General features: G+C 56.9%; 14 protein-coding genes and 1 other annotated feature. Of the genes, 4 read left to right on the plus strand and 10 right to left on the minus strand.

Translation table 11 applies throughout. The features are described from left to right. Both HMPREF1144_RS17710 and ybaK read left to right on the plus strand, forming a co-directional pair. The coding region (locus HMPREF1144_RS17710; protein ID WP_042927982.1) for a TraB/GumN family protein at positions 1-428 on the plus strand (428 nt) is incomplete at its 5' end. A 201-nt stretch (positions 429-629) separates the two neighbouring features. Further along, positions 630-1,109 carry a Cys-tRNA(Pro)/Cys-tRNA(Cys) deacylase YbaK gene (ybaK, locus tag HMPREF1144_RS17715; RefSeq protein ID WP_004848374.1) on the plus strand — a complete coding sequence of 160 codons (480 nt, stop codon included), beginning with the start codon at positions 630-632 and terminating at the stop codon, positions 1,107-1,109. 128 nt (positions 1,110-1,237) lie between these two features. Here the strand turns inward: ybaK and ushA are convergent, their stop codons facing one another. Continuing rightward, the gene (ushA, locus tag HMPREF1144_RS17720; RefSeq protein ID WP_004848372.1) at positions 1,238-2,890 is read right to left on the minus strand and encodes a bifunctional UDP-sugar hydrolase/5'-nucleotidase UshA; all 1,653 of its coding nucleotides are present in this window, start codon (positions 2,888-2,890) and stop codon (positions 1,238-1,240) included. Between the two features lie 163 nt (positions 2,891-3,053). Between ushA and HMPREF1144_RS17725 the strand changes: the two genes are divergently transcribed. After that, positions 3,054-4,274 carry an MFS transporter gene (locus HMPREF1144_RS17725; protein ID WP_004848370.1) on the plus strand — a complete coding sequence of 407 codons (1,221 nt, stop codon included), beginning with the start codon at positions 3,054-3,056 and terminating at the stop codon, positions 4,272-4,274. 357 nt (positions 4,275-4,631) lie between these two features. Next, positions 4,632-6,308: a YbaL family putative K(+) efflux transporter gene (gene ybaL / locus HMPREF1144_RS17730; protein WP_004848368.1), complete on the plus strand. Its 1,677-nt coding sequence runs from the start codon at positions 4,632-4,634 to the stop codon at positions 6,306-6,308. A 43-nt stretch (positions 6,309-6,351) separates the two neighbouring features. Here ybaL and HMPREF1144_RS17735 read toward each other — a convergent pair whose 3' ends face one another. From HMPREF1144_RS17735 to HMPREF1144_RS17775, 9 genes are all read right to left on the minus strand, one after another. Then, positions 6,352-7,656 (minus strand): inosine/guanosine kinase, encoded by a 1,305-nt coding sequence (locus HMPREF1144_RS17735; RefSeq protein WP_004137947.1) that lies wholly within the window; start codon positions 7,654-7,656, stop codon positions 6,352-6,354. 63 nt (positions 7,657-7,719) lie between these two features. Continuing rightward, positions 7,720-8,682: a ferrochelatase gene (hemH, locus tag HMPREF1144_RS17740; protein WP_009653568.1), complete on the minus strand. Its 963-nt coding sequence runs from the start codon at positions 8,680-8,682 to the stop codon at positions 7,720-7,722. Between the two features lie 126 nt (positions 8,683-8,808). Further along, positions 8,809-9,453 (minus strand): adenylate kinase, encoded by a 645-nt coding sequence (adk, locus tag HMPREF1144_RS17745; RefSeq protein WP_009653605.1) that lies wholly within the window; start codon positions 9,451-9,453, stop codon positions 8,809-8,811. Positions 9,454-9,641: 188 nt separating this feature from the next. Further along, positions 9,642-11,516, minus strand: coding sequence for a molecular chaperone HtpG (gene htpG / locus HMPREF1144_RS17750; protein WP_009653565.1), 1,875 nt, complete (start codon positions 11,514-11,516; stop codon positions 9,642-9,644). 111 nt (positions 11,517-11,627) lie between these two features. Continuing rightward, positions 11,628-12,233, minus strand: a complete 606-nt coding sequence (gene recR / locus HMPREF1144_RS17755) for a recombination mediator RecR (protein ID WP_004129946.1) — start codon at positions 12,231-12,233, stop codon at positions 11,628-11,630. After that, entirely contained in the window at positions 12,233-12,565 is a 333-nt protein-coding gene (locus HMPREF1144_RS17760; RefSeq protein WP_004099673.1) for a YbaB/EbfC family nucleoid-associated protein, read from the minus strand. Before HMPREF1144_RS17760 ends, recR begins: the two co-directional genes overlap by 1 nt. A gap of 57 nt (positions 12,566-12,622) precedes the next feature. Beyond that, the gene (gene dnaX, locus HMPREF1144_RS17765) at positions 12,623-14,524 is read right to left on the minus strand and encodes a DNA polymerase III subunit gamma/tau (protein WP_042927986.1); all 1,902 of its coding nucleotides are present in this window, start codon (positions 14,522-14,524) and stop codon (positions 12,623-12,625) included. Beyond that, positions 13,226-13,290, minus strand: a sequence feature (DnaX frameshifting element). (Overlaps the previous gene by 65 nt.) 91 nt (positions 14,525-14,615) lie before the next feature. Then, on the minus strand, positions 14,616-15,167 hold the full coding sequence (apt, locus tag HMPREF1144_RS17770) for an adenine phosphoribosyltransferase (protein WP_004848355.1): 552 nt from the start codon (positions 15,165-15,167) through the stop codon (positions 14,616-14,618). Positions 15,168-15,317: 150 nt separating this feature from the next. Further along, complete coding sequence (locus tag HMPREF1144_RS17775; RefSeq protein ID WP_004848353.1) at positions 15,318-15,695, minus strand: DUF454 family protein; 378 nt, start codon at positions 15,693-15,695, stop codon at positions 15,318-15,320. Positions 15,696-15,705: the final 10 nt, after the last annotated feature.

Genomic DNA, 15,705 nt, shown 5'->3' on the forward strand with positions numbered 1-15,705 from the left:
TATTGCAGGCGACTCAGGCGCAAAAACTGGGGCTAAGGGCGGATTACGGCATTGATTATCAGCTGCTGATGGCGGCGCGCGAGAGCAATATCCGCGTGATGGAGCTGGAGGGAGCCGACAGCCAGATAGCGCTGCTGCGGGATCTGCCCGACGGCGGCCTGGCGCTGCTGGAGGATACCCTCACCCACTGGCGCACGAATGCCCGTCTGCTGCAGGTGATGATCGGCTGGTGGCTGGAGCAGCCGCCGTCAACGGGCGCAACCTCGCTGCCGACAACGTTTAGCCAGTCGCTATATGATGTGCTGATGCATCAGCGCAATCTCGCCTGGCGCGAAACGCTGCTGGCGCTGCCGCCGGGGCGCTACGTGGTTGCCGTAGGGGCGCTTCATTTGTACGGGGAAGGAAATCTGCCGGACATGCTGACGTAAAAAAATGGCCAATATTGCTATTGGCCCGTCAAAGAGGAATTTCATCATTATTATTATCCCGGGGTTCGCGCCCCGGATCGTCTGATTGTCGCTCAAAGTGACCATCACTGCCAATACTATTGCGCAAGATGATACTATTTTTTAGACAGCCGTCGGGCGTATGCTTATGTCACATTAAATCGGTTGGTAAGAAGGATAACGATGACTCCCGCCGTAAAATTACTCGAAAAAAACAAAATTAGTTTTCACATTCACAGCTACGATCACGATCCGAACGAAACCAATTTTGGCGATGAGGTGGTGCGTAAGCTGGGGCTCAACGCCGACCAGGTCTATAAAACGCTGCTGGTCGCCGTCAACGGCGACACGAAGCATCTGGCCGTCGCGGTGACGCCGGTAGCGGGTCAGCTGGATTTGAAAAAGGTGGCGAAGGCTTTAGGCGCTAAGAAAGTCGATATGGCAGACCCGATGGTCGCGCAGCGGGTCACCGGCTATCTGGTGGGCGGTATCAGCCCGCTCGGGCAGAAAAAACGTCTGCCGACGGTGATTGACGCGCCGGCCCAGTCGTTTGCCACCATCTATATTTCCGGCGGCAAACGCGGGCTGGATATTGAGCTGGCGGCCAGCGATCTGGCGAAGATCCTTGAGGCAAAATTCGCCGATATCGCGCGTCGCGATTAATTGACGGTTTTTCGTCAGAAAACACTCCCGGAGGCGGTGCTGACGCGCCTTGTCCGGGCTACAAAATCCCAAACCGCTCAGACCTGTTGCCCCGGTAAGCGCAGCGCCACCGGGGCGCTGCTCTGACGTTACTGCCAGCTGACCTCGCCTTTCGGTTCATAAGCTGCCGCGTCCAGCGGTGAGTTTTTCTGGATATACTCTTTCAGCACCTCGGCGTCGATAAAGCCGGTATTCACATAGCCGGGCCTGGTATCGATATGCGGGTAGCCGTCGCCGCCGGTGGCGTTAAAGCTCAGGGTCGCCATACGGTAGGTCTTCGCCGGATCGACCGGTTCGCCTTTGATGGTCAAATTATTAAGCTTACCGTCTTTGGCCACAAAACCGACGTTGGCAAACTGCGGATAGGCGCCAGAATCGGGCTTCATCTGCGCCACGGCGGTCAGATACTCCGTCACTTCCTTACCGCTCATATCGACATACACCAGCACGTTGCCGAAAGGTTGTACCTTCATCACGTCTTTATAGGTGATATCGCCCGCTTCAATCGAATCACGCACGCCGCCGCCGCTCATCACCGCGAAATCGGCATTGCTGCGCGCCATTTGCGCCGCCAGCAGCAGACGTCCCATATTGGTTTGCACAAAACGCACTTTGCTGCGATCGCCTTCCAGGTGCGCGTTTACGCTACCGATTTTGACCTGCAGCTGCGCTTTGCCCTTATTCTGGAACGGCGTCAGCAGGGAGAGCATCTGCGGATTTTCGGCGATTTGTGGCGTATAGAGCACGCGCTCGCTCTCGCCGTTGTCGTAAGTGACCTTTTTCTTCAGGTTGACCGGGATCAGCTGATAGTGCACCAGCTTCATTTCGCCGTTGCGGAATTCGAAGTCGGCGCGGCCCACATATTTGCCCCACTCATGGGCCTGGACGATCCAGATACCGTTCTGCTTGTCCGGCGCGCACGGGCTGCCCGGAACGTAATCCACCTGTTTTTTATTCTCAGAGGCCATGCATACCGGGTCCTGCGAGTGGCCGCCGACGATCATCGCCAGCGAACCTGCCGGCAGGCTGCGCGCCATCTCGACGTCGCCCGGCGCATTCGATCCGTGGGCGCCGTTGTCATAATGGCCCATGTGGGTGGTGGCCAGAATAACGTCCGGTTTTTCATTCTGCTGCAGCTCCTGGATAACGAGTTTGGCCTCTTCCGCCGGTTTGCGGAACTCGATATCCGTAAAGTACTCAGGGTTACCAATTTTGGCCGTATCGTCGGTCGTCAGGCCGATAACCGCAATATTCAGCCCGCCGCGTTTGAACAGCGCCCACGGCTTAAACAGACGCTCGCCGGTGCTTTTCTGGTAAATATTGGCGGAGAGGAACGGGAACTTCGCCCATTTTTCCTGCTGACGCAGTACGCTAAGGGGGTTATCAAACTCGTGATTGCCTACCGCCATCGCATCATAGCCAATCAGGTTCATCCCGCGAAAATCGGGTTCCGCGTCCTGTAAATCGGATTCCGGCACGCCGGTGTTGATATCGCCGCCGGATAACAACAGCACGCTGCCGCCCTCTGCCGCCACCTCTTTGCGAATGCTGTCTACCAGCGTTTTTTGTGCCGACAGCCCGTATTCGCCGTAGTCGCTGCGCCAGAAGTGGCCATGATGATCGTTAGTATGCAGGATGGTAATTTTATAGGTTTTATCCTGCTCATAAGCTTGCGCTGACAGGCTCCCCAGCGATAACGCCGTGAATAGCGCCAGCGCGACGCCTCGTTTAATAAGGTGCATATTTCTCTCCCTGACAAAGTAACAAGTGCCGAAAGTATAGCGAGTTAGCGGATTAGACAAATATGTTTTCAGAATTGCGACTTCCTTCAAACCTTAGCGGCAGGTATGTTAGGCAGATAATAATTCCACCTGCATCCTCTATAAAAAACACTTAAGCGAACCTATGGCAATGAATCAGACCGCACAACCCTTATCCGGCCCTGCTGCTGCGCCGCAAAAAGCACGCACCTCGTTTCGCATTCTCGGGGCCATCAGCCTCTCGCATTTGCTGAACGATATGATCCAATCGCTTATTCTGGCTATCTACCCGCTGCTCCAGGCCGAGTTCTCGCTGACCTTTGTGCAGATTGGGATGATCACTCTCACCTTCCAGCTGGCCTCATCGCTACTGCAGCCGGTTGTCGGCTACCTGACCGACAAACATCCGATGCCGTGGTCGCTGCCGATTGGCATGTGCTTTACCCTGAGCGGTCTGGTGCTGCTGGCAATCTCGGGAAGCTTTGGCATGGTTCTGCTCGCTGCCGCGCTGGTCGGGACCGGATCGTCGGTCTTTCATCCGGAGTCTTCTCGCGTGGCTCGGATGGCCTCCGGCGGGCGCCATGGCCTGGCGCAGTCGATATTCCAGGTCGGCGGCAACTTTGGCAGTTCGTTAGGCCCGCTGCTTGCGGCCCTGATTATCGCGCCCTACGGCAAAGGTAACGTTGGCTGGTTTGTCCTGGCGGCGCTGCTGGCGATCGTCGTACTGGCGCAGATCAGCCGCTGGTATGCCGCTCAGCACCGTATGAACAAAGGTAAACCCAAAGCGGTCATTGTCAATCCACTGCCGAAAAACAAAGTCATTCTGGCGGTTAGCATTCTTTTGCTGCTGATTTTCTCAAAATACTTCTATATGGCGAGCATCAGCAGCTATTACACCTTTTATCTGATGCAAAAGTTTGGATTATCGGTGCAAAACGCGCAGTTTCATCTGTTTGCTTTCCTTTTTGCCGTCGCGGCGGGAACGGTGATTGGCGGGCCTGTAGGCGATAAGATTGGGCGAAAATATGTTATTTGGGGCTCTATCCTTGGCGTAGCGCCGTTTACTCTTGTTTTACCCTACGCATCGCTGGAATGGACCGGCATTTTAACGGTGATAATTGGTTTTATCCTCGCGTCGGCTTTTTCCGCCATTCTGGTCTACGCTCAGGAGCTGTTGCCGGGTCGGATCGGTATGGTTTCTGGTTTGTTCTTTGGATTCGCTTTTGGCATGGGTGGCCTTGGCGCCGCGGTGCTGGGGCTGTTAGCTGACCATACCAGTATCGAGCTGGTCTATAAAATCTGCGCTTTCTTGCCACTGATTGGCATCCTGACGATATTTCTGCCTAACAACCACCAAAAGTCCTGATTCTTTGGCAGCCAAAGTGTAACTTTGGCTGCCTCAATCCCTTACCCCACCAGCGTTACCCCACATAAGCTGCTGCCATTTTGCTGTCCGTGCTTTTTTGCATGCCAATTCCATCTTTCTGCAAAATTCAACGATTATTCATAAACAAAACCGCTAAAATTGTCATAAACTATTATTCGGTTTTTTGGTTTTATACCCTAAATAATTCAAGTTGCAGGAAGGCGGCGACGCAGGGAATCCCCTGGAGCTTACTGAAGTAAGTGACTGGGGTGAGCGAGGAAAGCCAACGCCCATGTAAATTGAAGTATGACGGGTATATGCCGAAAATGGATCAGCTCACCACTGCAAGGAGACGGAATGCACCACGCAACACCGCTAATCACCACCATTGTCGGCGGCCTTGTGCTCGCCTTTATTCTCGGCATGATTGCCAATAAGCTACGTATTTCTCCTCTGGTGGGATATCTATTAGCGGGCGTGCTGGCCGGACCTTTTACCCCAGGTTTTGTTGCTGATACCAAGCTGGCGCCGGAGCTGGCCGAACTCGGCGTGATCCTCCTGATGTTCGGCGTGGGTCTGCATTTCTCCTTAAAAGATTTGATGGCGGTCAAAGCCATCGCCATTCCGGGCGCTATCGCCCAGATTGCAGTGGCGACGCTGTTGGGTATGGCGCTCTCTGCCATGCTGGGCTGGTCGTTAATGACCGGGATCGTTTTTGGTCTGTGTCTTTCTACCGCCAGTACCGTGGTGCTGCTGCGCGCGCTGGAAGAACGACAGCTTATTGATAGCCAGCGGGGGCAAATCGCCATCGGCTGGCTGATTGTGGAAGATCTGGTAATGGTGCTGACGCTGGTGCTGCTGCCGGCGGTCGCCAGCATGACTGAGAAAGGCGACGTTGGCCTGGCTACCCTGGCCCTCGATATGGGCATTACCATCGGTAAAGTCGTTGCCTTTATCGCCATTATGATGCTGGTAGGCCGCCGCCTGGTGCCGTGGATTATGTCACGCAGCGCGGCAACCGGCTCGCGCGAGCTGTTTACGCTGTCGGTGCTGGCGTTAGCGCTCGGCATCGCCTTCGGCGCCGTTGAGCTGTTTGACGTCTCCTTCGCCCTCGGCGCCTTTTTCGCCGGTATGGTGCTCAATGAATCCGAGCTCAGCCATCGCGCGGCCCACGATACGCTGCCGCTGCGCGACGCCTTCGCCGTACTGTTCTTTGTTTCCGTAGGAATGCTGTTTGACCCGATGATCCTGCTCGATCAGCCGCTGGCGGTGCTGGCGACTCTGGTCATCATTATTTTCGGTAAATCGGCCGCCGCTTTCTTCCTGGTACGAATGTTCGGCCACTCGCCGCGCACCGCGCTGACCATTGCCGCCAGCCTGGCGCAAATCGGTGAATTTGCCTTTATTCTCGCAGGGCTGGGAATGGCGCTGGATCTGCTGCCGCAGGCCGGGCAAAACCTGGTGCTTGCCGGCGCCATTATCTCCATCATGCTCAACCCGGTCCTGTTTACCCTGCTGGAAAAATATCTCGATAAAACGGAGACGCTGGACGAACAGACGCTGGAAGAAGTGCTTGAAGATGAGAAACAGATCCCCGTCGATATCTGTAACCACGCGCTGCTGGTCGGTTTCGGTCGCGTCGGGAGCCTGCTCGGTGAAAAACTGATGGCGCAGGGCGTGCCGCTGGTGGTTATCGAAACCTCGCGTACCCGCGTCGACGAACTGCGCGCACGCGGTATTCGCGCGGTATTAGGCAACGCCGCCAATGAAGAGATTATGAATCTGGCTCATCTGGACTGCGCCCGCTGGCTGCTGTTGACCATCCCTAACGGCTATGAAGCCGGGGAAATCGTGGCTTCCGCGCGCGAGAAGTGCCCGAATATCGAGATCATCGCGCGCGCCCACTACGACGATGAAGTGGAGTATATCGTTGAACGCGGCGCCAACCAGGTGGTGATGGGCGAGCGGGAAATCGCCCGCGCCATGCTGCAGCTGCTCGAAACGCCGCCAGCAGGCGAGCTTATAACCGGTTAATGCTTCCGGCCCCGACGTCTCGGGGCCGGCTTTACTTACCGGCTTAGCGATCCCAGTAAGCCTCTTCCAGGCTATCTTCACGCTCCGGCAGGCCGCGGGTCAGACGCGGCGAGTGCTGGTTCAGCACCTGATAGCTCACGCGGTTAGCGTATTTACACACCTGCGCCAGCGATGAATAGGTCAGCCACTTGCACTTGTGCTTGCTGGAGTTCGGCACGTTGTTGCGATGATAGTTATTGGCGGTGATATCGTGCAGCAGCGCCGCCAGCGCGCCATCGCCCGCGCCGTTGGTATTCATGATCTTCTCCGGCCCGCCCATATAGGGTGCAATATGCGAATAAATACGCAGCGGATTTTCGCAATCCTGATGGCGCATCGCGCGGCTGAATTCATACTGGTTAAACTCGGCAATCGCGCCCGGCAGAAGCGGATGCTGCGTTTTGCGCTTAGCCTCATCCTCGGTAAAACTGGCCATATACAGCCCGGCAGGCCCGGCGGTGCATAGTACCAGGTCAACCCACTCCAGCGCCTTGTCGGAAGCCAGCAGCGGATCGGATAGTCCGGTCAGCGCTTCCGCCTCCTCTTCGTTCATCGCCAGAATAGAGACGTGCTCCTTGAGGAACGCCTGCCACCACGCAGGATTATCGGCGATAACGTATTTGGTCCCCAGAGTCAGGACCACCGGTACATCGTGCTTTTTCGCATATGCGATGGCCTGCATCGTCGCGTCCGGCATCGGCTCGCCCGGCTTGCAGCGCACGAGATAGGAGGTCAGCACCAGCGCGGAGGCGCCGGCGATGACGCTTTCCGGAATGCTTTCCGGACGGAGCTTGTTCATATGCCCGGGGCTGATCGCAAAGGTGCGCTCGCCGGAGTCGCTAATCAGCGTAAAGCAGCGCCCAATCGCCCCATCCACCCCCTGCAGGTAGTTCAGATCGGTACGGCTGGAGGTGTTGCACAGATAGCGGTAGGCGTAGCCGCCGATTTCAATATTGCTGCACATGACGCCAAGCAGAACCGAACGGTCATCCGCCAGCACCGAGTAGTTGTGCATGGTGTTACCGATGGTGCCGCCGGCAAACTGGTGGGTAATCAGGTCGTTGCGAACCAGTTCCTGATACAGCGCTTCAGCGACATCATCTTCAATCACCAGCGAATGCCCGGCGCTCAGGCCGTAGCGTACGATAAACGCCTCATCCACTTTCGCTTCGATATCGACCAGGGTTTGATCGATGCCGACCACCCAGGCGACGTTAGACTCATTGTCCGGCTGAATTTGCTGCAGCAGCGGATCGCGAGCGTTGACGGGAAAATAGTGTTTGGATTTGCGTTTACCGGGAAATTTCATAGTGGCGATTTATTGACAGTGAACAAGCGGGGAATAGTAGCATACTCCCCGCCGCACGCGCGATCAGCGATATTTCGCCGTCAGGTTGACCATCATTTCAATATGCGCGGTGTCCGCATTAAGCGCCGGAATGTACTCATATTGCTGGCCGCCGGCTTCGAGGAAGATTTCCCGGTTCTGCACCGCGATCTCCTCCAGCGTCTCCAGGCAATCGGCGGAAAAGCCGGGGCAGATAACCTGAATATGCTTCACCCCTTTCTCACCGAGCATTTTCAGCGTTTCGTCGGTGTAGGGCGTCAGCCAGGGCTCACGACCAAAGCGCGACTGGAACGTCATCATCACCCGGTCAGGCGGCAGCCCCAGGGCTGAAACCAGCTCACGGGTGGTATCGCGACAGCGCTGAGGATAGGTATCCCCTTGCTGGGCGTACCGCTGCGGGATGCCATGATAGGAGAGCAGCAGTAAATCTGGCTCACCGTGCACCGCAAAGGACGCGCGCACGCTGGCGGCCAGCGCGTGAATATAGTCCACGTCATCGGCGTAGTCGCGAATAAAAGAGATGCCGGGGATGGCGCGCTTTTTGGCAAGGATACGCCCTAGTTCATCCCAGACCGCCGCCACGGTGGAGCAGGAGTACTGCGGATAGAGCGGTAGCACCACGATGTGATCCACGCCCTGCTCCAGCAGTTCATCAACCGCGCTCTCCAGCGACGGCGAACCGTAGCTCATCCCCAGCGCCACCGGCGTATCCGCAAGCCGCGCGGCCAGCGCCTGCCGCTGCTGCTGGCTATAGACCATCAGCGGAGAGCCGTCTTCCATCCAGATAGACTGATAGAGCTTAGCGACCCTGGGCGCGCGCAGGGGCAGTATCACGCCGCGCAGCAGCGGCCACCACAGTAGACGGGAGGTATCCACCACGCGCCGATCGCTAAGAAACTGTCGTAGATAGCGCTTTACCGCGTCGGGCGTGGGCGCATCGGGAGTGCCTAAATTGGCTAATAAGATACCTGTTTTCGTCTGATGCATTACCGCCTCTTAACCATTTGAATCGCTGACAATTGTAGCTGAAATGGCGCTAAACGGAACCAATCATAGAAAAAGGTAAAATGAGAGGAGTTCTCACCCCGCCGCGGCGGGATGAGAACTAAGGAATTAACCGAGGATTTTTTCCAGTTCAACGCGAACGTCGGCCACCGCTTTGGTGCCATCGACTTTCGCGTACTGGGTATTGCCCGCTTCGGCTTCTTTCTGATAGTAGCCGATCAGCGGAGCCGTCATCTGATGATACTCAACCAGACGCTTACGCACGGTCTCTTCCTGGTCGTCTTTACGGGTGGTCAGCTCTTCGCCGGTCACGTCGTCTTTGCCTTCAACTTTCGGCGGATTAAATTTGATGTGGTAAACGCGGCCGGAAGCGGCGTGAACGCGACGCCCGATGATGCGGTCAACGATCAGTTCGTCAGGAACATCGAATTCCAGCACGTAATCCACGGCGATACCCGCTTCTTTCATGGCGTCAGCCTGCGGAATGGTGCGCGGGAAACCGTCCAGCAGAAAACCGTTGCGGCAATCTTCCTGAGTAATACGCTCTTTGACCAGGGCGATAACCAGTTCATCGGTGACCAGCTTACCGGCGTCCATAATATCTTTCGCCTGTTTGCCCAGCTCGGAGCCTGACTTCACCGCGGCACGCAGCATGTCGCCGGTGGAGATTTGCGGAATACCGTATTTCTCCATGATGAACTGAGCCTGAGTTCCTTTACCCGCGCCCGGAGCGCCAAGCAGAATAATACGCATTACGAAAATCCCCTCAAAAGTTGATTCAATTTTTCAAAAAACGCTAAACCATACCACCAGAACGCGGATGGCTCAAGGAAGGCGGGGCGGCTGAAACGGTTAATGGTGAGATATTTTACGTAGAGTGCGGTTTGATGCCCTCACCCCGGCCCTCTCCCACGGGGAGAGGGTTAGAGTGAGGGTAAAGATTACGACGCCAGCAGCTGGTTCATGCGGCGGATAAACTGGTTCGGATCTTCCAGCGTACCGCGCTCGGCCAGCAGCGCCTGATCGAGCAGCAGCTCAACCCACTCGCCGAACTGCGCATCATCCTGGGTATCCGCGGCGCGTTTTACCAGCGGATGCAGCGGGTTCAGTTCAAAGATGTACTTCACTTCCGGCGCGGCCTGGCCCGCAGCGGCAAACAGTTTTGCCATCTGGGTGCTCATTTCATCCGCGTCGGTGGTGACGATGGCCGGCGTATCGGTCAGACGATGGGTCAGACGAACCTCTTTCACCCGGTCGCCGAGCAGCGTTTTGGCACGCTCAACGAACGGCTCCAGCGCCTTCTCGGCTTCTTTAGTGGTTTCATCCACTTCGTCCGTCAGCTTATCCAGCGACTCATCGGCTTTCGCCACCGACTGGAACGGCTTACCGTCGAACTCGGTCAGATAGCTCATCATCCACTCATCGATGCGATCGGAAAGCAGCAGCACTTCAATGCCTTTCTTACGCAGCAGTTCCAGATGTGGGCTGCTCTTCGCGGCAGCGTAGCTGTCGGCGGTAATGTAGTAAATCTTCTCCTGCCCTTCTTTCATGCGGGAGACGTACTCTTCCAGCGACACGGTCTGCGCGGCGGAGTCGGTATGGGTACTGGCGAAGCGCAGCAGTTTGGCGATGGCCTGCTGGTTAGCCTGATCTTCCGCTGGCCCCTCTTTCAGCACGAGGCCAAACTGCTGCCAGAAGGTCTGATATTTTTCCGCGTCGTCTTTCGCTAGTTTCTCCAGCATCTGCAGGGCGCGCTTGCTCAGCGCGGTGCGCAGATTGCGGGTGACGCTGCTGTCCTGAAGGATTTCACGCGACACGTTCAGCGGCAGATCGTTAGAGTCGACCAGGCCGCGGACGAAACGCAGGTAGTTCGGCATAAACTGCTCGGCGTCATCCATGATGAAGACGCGCTGCACGTACAGCTTCAGGCCGTGTTTATGATCGCGATTCCACATATCCCACGGCGCCTGCGACGGGATATACAGCAGGCTGGTGTACTCCTGCTTACCTTCAACGCGGTTGTGGCTCCAGGTCAGCGGATCGCTGTAATCGTGGGCAATGTGCTTATAAAACTCGTTGTACTCGTCGTCTTTGATTTCCGACTTATTGCGCGTCCACAGCGCCTGGGCTTTGTTAATTTTCTCCCAGCTAATGACGGTTTCACCGTCAACGTCTTCGCGCTTTTCAATTTCCACCGGCAGCGCGATGTGATCGGAGTATTTGCTGATGATCGAACGCACGCGCCAGTCGTTGAGGAAATCGTCCTCGCCTTCGCGCAGGTGCAGCGTGATCTCGGTACCGCGATCGGCTTTGTTAATGTCGGCAACGGTATATTCGCCTTCGCCAGCGGATTCCCAGAATACGCCGTTTTCGGCGCTGTCGCCCGCCGCGCGGGTACGGACGGTGACTTTATCGGCGACAATAAACGCCGAGTAAAAACCTACGCCGAACTGACCAATCAGCTGGCTATCTTTCGCCTGGTCAGAGCCCATGGACTCAAGGAACGCTTTGGTGCCGGACTTGGCGATGGTGCCGAGATGGTCGATGACCTCATCGCGGTTCATACCAATACCGTTATCGGCGATGGTCAGGGTGCGGTTGTCTTTATCAAATGAAACACGCACGCGCAGTTCGCCGTCGCCTTCGTACAGATCCGGCTGGGACAGCGCGCGGAAGCGCAGCTTGTCGGCCGCATCGGAGGCGTTGGAAATCAGCTCACGCAGGAAAATTTCTTTATTGGAGTAAAGAGAATGGATCATCAGGTGCAGAAGCTGCTTGACCTCTGACTGAAAACCACGAGTTTCTTGTCCTTTCATCTAAATCAACCTCAACAATGCCATTGTTAATGGTAAAAAAACCGTTGAGGGTGAGATGGGGACAGAGGGAGAAGTTTTCAAGCGGAGGCCCCGAAAAGCGCCTCCGTTTGATTAAAAACGAATCTTATGCCGCCCGGCGAGCGAGTGGGATAGCGTGGTGCCGTCAACCATCTCCAGCTCGCCGCCGACCGGTACGCCATGGGCGATACGGCTCGCGTCTACGCCATACTGCGCGCAGAGCTCGGCGATATAATTCGCCGTCGCCTCTCCTTCCACCGTTGGGTTGGTCGCGAGGATCACTTCCTGCATCGATTCGTCACGCAGACGCTGTTCCAGACGATCGAGCCCAATGTCATCCGGCCCGATACCGTCAAGCGGCGACAGGTGGCCCATCAGCACAAAGTAGCGACCGGAAAACTGCCCGGTCTGCTCGATAGCGTAGATATCCGCTGGGCTCTCTACCACGCAAATCTGGCCGTTTTCCTTGCGCCGAGGGTTGCTGCAAATATTGCATACCTCCTGCTCGGTGAAGGTGCGGCAATCGGCACAGTGGCCGATTTCCGACATCGCGCGCGTTAGCGCCTGCGCCAGGCGCATTCCGCCGCTGCGGTCACGCTGCAGCAGGGTAAACGCCATGCGCTGCGCCGACTTCGGGCCAACGCCCGGCAGGCAGCGCAGTGCTTCCATAAGCTGCGTTAACAGCGGACTGGTCTGCATCAGAACGGCATCTTAAAGCCTGGCGGCAGCTGCATACCGGCGGACACGGACGCCATTTTTTCTTTCTGCGTCTCTTCGATGCGGCGGGCTGCGTCGTTAAACGCGGCAGCCACCAGATCTTCCAGCATCTCTTTGTCGTCTTCCAGCAGGCTCGGGTCGATCTCAACGCGACGGCAGTTGTGCGCGCCGTTGATGGTGACTTTTACCAGGCCTGCGCCGGATTCACCGGTCACTTCCAGTCGGGCCACTTCTTCCTGCATCTGCTGCATTTTTTCTTGCATCTGCTGGGCCTGCTTCATCAGGTTACCCAGACCGCCTTTTCCACCAAACATAGGCTTCTCTCTCAGTAAGTCATCGTTAAGGATGCTGACCGCAAGTCAGACTTGCAATCAAATGGGGCGAATACTCTCTTCATCCAGGTCCGCATCGAAGAATCGACGCAGCGTCTGAATGTTATTATCCGCAATAATCGCTTCACGCGCCTGCGCGAGCTTTTCTTCATAAATTGCCTGCCGCCACTCAAGCGGCGTGCGCATCGCGGGATTATCATCTTCCACGATGGTCAATTCAACCGGCGTACCGTACAAAATGCCGAGCGCTTCCGCCAGCTTTTGCTGCGCGCCCGCCGAATTCAGGTGACGCTGGCTCGGACGCAGATGCAGGCAGACGCGATGGCCCTCCTGCTCTTTCCAGGCGTTAAGGGCCACCTGCTCCACCAGTTTTGGCACCGCGAGCCGGCTGACTTCCGCCGCCCAGCTATCGCGCTCGACCGCTTCGACTGCCAGTTTCGCCGCCAGTTCCGGCGTTTTTTCATGCTCCAGCGCTTTTTTCAGCGCCTTCGGCGTCGCCACTTCTTCTTTTACGGTTTCAACAACCGTCGTCGATTTCCAACGATAGGCTTCTTTTTTCGCCGGAGCTTTTTCCAGCGCAGCCGCAGCCGGACGCGCCTGTACGCGCTCGGTAATCGAGCTCAGTCGTTCCAGCGCAGCGTTATTCACCGGCCGCGCGCGGGAAGCGGCTGCCGGTTCACTCTTTTTTGGGGTGGGCGCTCCCTGGCTACGCTGCAGCTGGCTGCGGGCCGCCAGCACCTGGCTGGTGGTCTGCGGCAAATTCGGCGGCGGCGGCGCGGATTCCGGAACGGCCTGCTGGACGGGGGCGGCCTGAATAGCCTGCACCGGCGGCGCCTCCGGTTCCGGCAGCGGCATACGCGGATGGAAAGCCAGCGCACGCAGAAGCGTCATCTCGACCCCCATTCGTCTGTCCGGGGCGTACGGGAGCTCTTTACGGCCAATCAGTAGCGTTTGATAGTACAGCTGAACATCGGTTGGCGGCACCGTCCGCGCCAGCTCGCGCATGCGCAGCTCAATCGCGGCCATATCCGTTCCCAGCGCCGACGGCGAGAGCTGAACCATCGCAATACGGTGCAACAGGCTCTGCATCTCCACCAGCAAGGCCTCCCACTCTACGCCGCGAGCGGCAGCCTCATTCACGCCGGCCATGACCCGCTCGCCGTCGGCAGCCACCAGCGCCTCAATCAGCGATAGGGCCTGATCGTCGTCAAGGGTGCCGAGCATGGCGCTAACGGATTCTGCCGTCAGGCGACCGTCGCCGCTGGCAATGGCCTGATCGGTCAGGCTTAACGCATCGCGCAGGCTACCGTCCGCCGCGCGCGACAGCAGCTGCAGCGCGCGCGGTTCAAAAGCGATCTGCTCGGCGCCGAGAATATGTTCCAGCTGATGGCGAATCTGTTCGACGTCCAGCGCCTTGAGATGAAACTGCAGACAGCGGGAAAGAATCGTTACCGGCAGCTTCTGCGGATCGGTCGTCGCCAGCAGAAATTTAACGTGCGCCGGCGGCTCCTCCAGCGTTTTTAACAACGCGTTGAAGCTGTGGCGCGAAAGCATATGGACTTCATCGATCAGATAGACCTTGAAGCGACCGCGGGCCGGCGCGTACTGGACGTTATCCAGCAGATCGCGGGTATCTTCGACTTTGGTGCGCGAGGCGGCATCGATCTCAATCAGATCGACAAAGCGCCCCTGTTCTATTTCTCGGCAGTTGTCGCAGACGCCGCACGGCGTGGCGGTAATGCCGGTTTCGCAGTTTAATCCTTTTGCCAACAGGCGCGCGATAGAGGTTTTACCGACTCCGCGGGTACCGGAAAAAAGATATGCGTGATGAATGCGCCCTAACGACAAGCCGTTCGCCAGTGCGGTCAGCACATGTTCCTGGCCGACGACGTCAGCAAAGGTTTGTGGGCGCCATTTACGGGCTAAGACCTGATAACTCATGGGCTGGCTCTGAAACGCTGGAAGGTGAAATCACGAGGGGTCATGCTATCACAGCCCCGCTCAATCAGCGAGGCTATGTGGCGGGAAATGCTTAGTGGCCCGGGAAAGGGACCAGGCTATAGCAGTTGATTCCCAGTTTTTCCAGGCGCTGCTCGCCGCCCAGATCGAACAGATTGATAATAAAGGCCGCGTCATGCACTTCACCACCCAGACGACGGATGAGCTTCACGGTGGCGTCGATGGTACCGCCGGTCGCCAGCAGATCGTCAACCACCAGCACCTTATCGCCTGCTTTAATGGCATCAATATGGATTTCCAGCTGATCGGTGCCGTACTCCAGCTCGTAGCTTTCCGCGATGGTTTCACGCGGCAGCTTACGCGGCTTGCGTACAGGAACAAAGCCTACGCCCAGCGCCAGCGCAACCGGTGCGCCAAATAAAAAGCCGCGCGCCTCGGTACCCACCACTTTGGTAATTCCCGCGTCTTTATAACGCTCGGCCAGCAGCTCAATGCTGAGCGCATAGGCCTTCGGGTCTTCCAGCAAGCTGGTGACATCACGGAAAAGGATGCCAGGTTTCGGATAGTCCTGGATGCTTTGGATGCTGTTCTTCAGATATTCAAGCTGCTGTGCTGTTGCGGTCATAAGTGTATGCCTGATTAAAACGGTGTTACTCACGGGCATGCCAAATGGGCCAAAGAAACTTTTGTTTAACCTTTGACCAGGCTTACCCGCGCTCGAAAACGCCAGAATTTACTGGCTGTCAGCGACAATTGCAACCATCATTATTGCGCATCAGTGCTTTTGTTGCTTTGCATCAACCACCGGAATGCGCCACATAAATATCAGCAGACAGGTCAGAATGATCAGCAGCAAGATGCGCACCCAGGTAAGATTAACCAGCCACAGCGAAATGGCAAAGGTCAGCAAAATCATCGCCACCGCCCGCGGCTTCGCGCCCGGCGGCATGGCGCGGTATTTCTGCCAGTGACGCAGGTAGCCGCCAAACCATGAGCGATACAAAAGCCAGTGGTGAAATCGCGGCGACGAGCGCGCAAAGCACCAGGCGGCAAGCAGGATAAACGGCGTCGTCGGCAGTAGCGGTAAAAACACGCCCAGCGTTCCCAGCGCTACCGCCAGCCAGCCAATGATGATCAAAATAATACGTGGCATAATGCGAATC

It is taken from the genome of Klebsiella sp. OBRC7, assembly GCF_000293135.1.
In the GTDB taxonomy this organism is placed as follows: Bacteria; Pseudomonadota; Gammaproteobacteria; order Enterobacterales; family Enterobacteriaceae; genus Klebsiella; species Klebsiella michiganensis.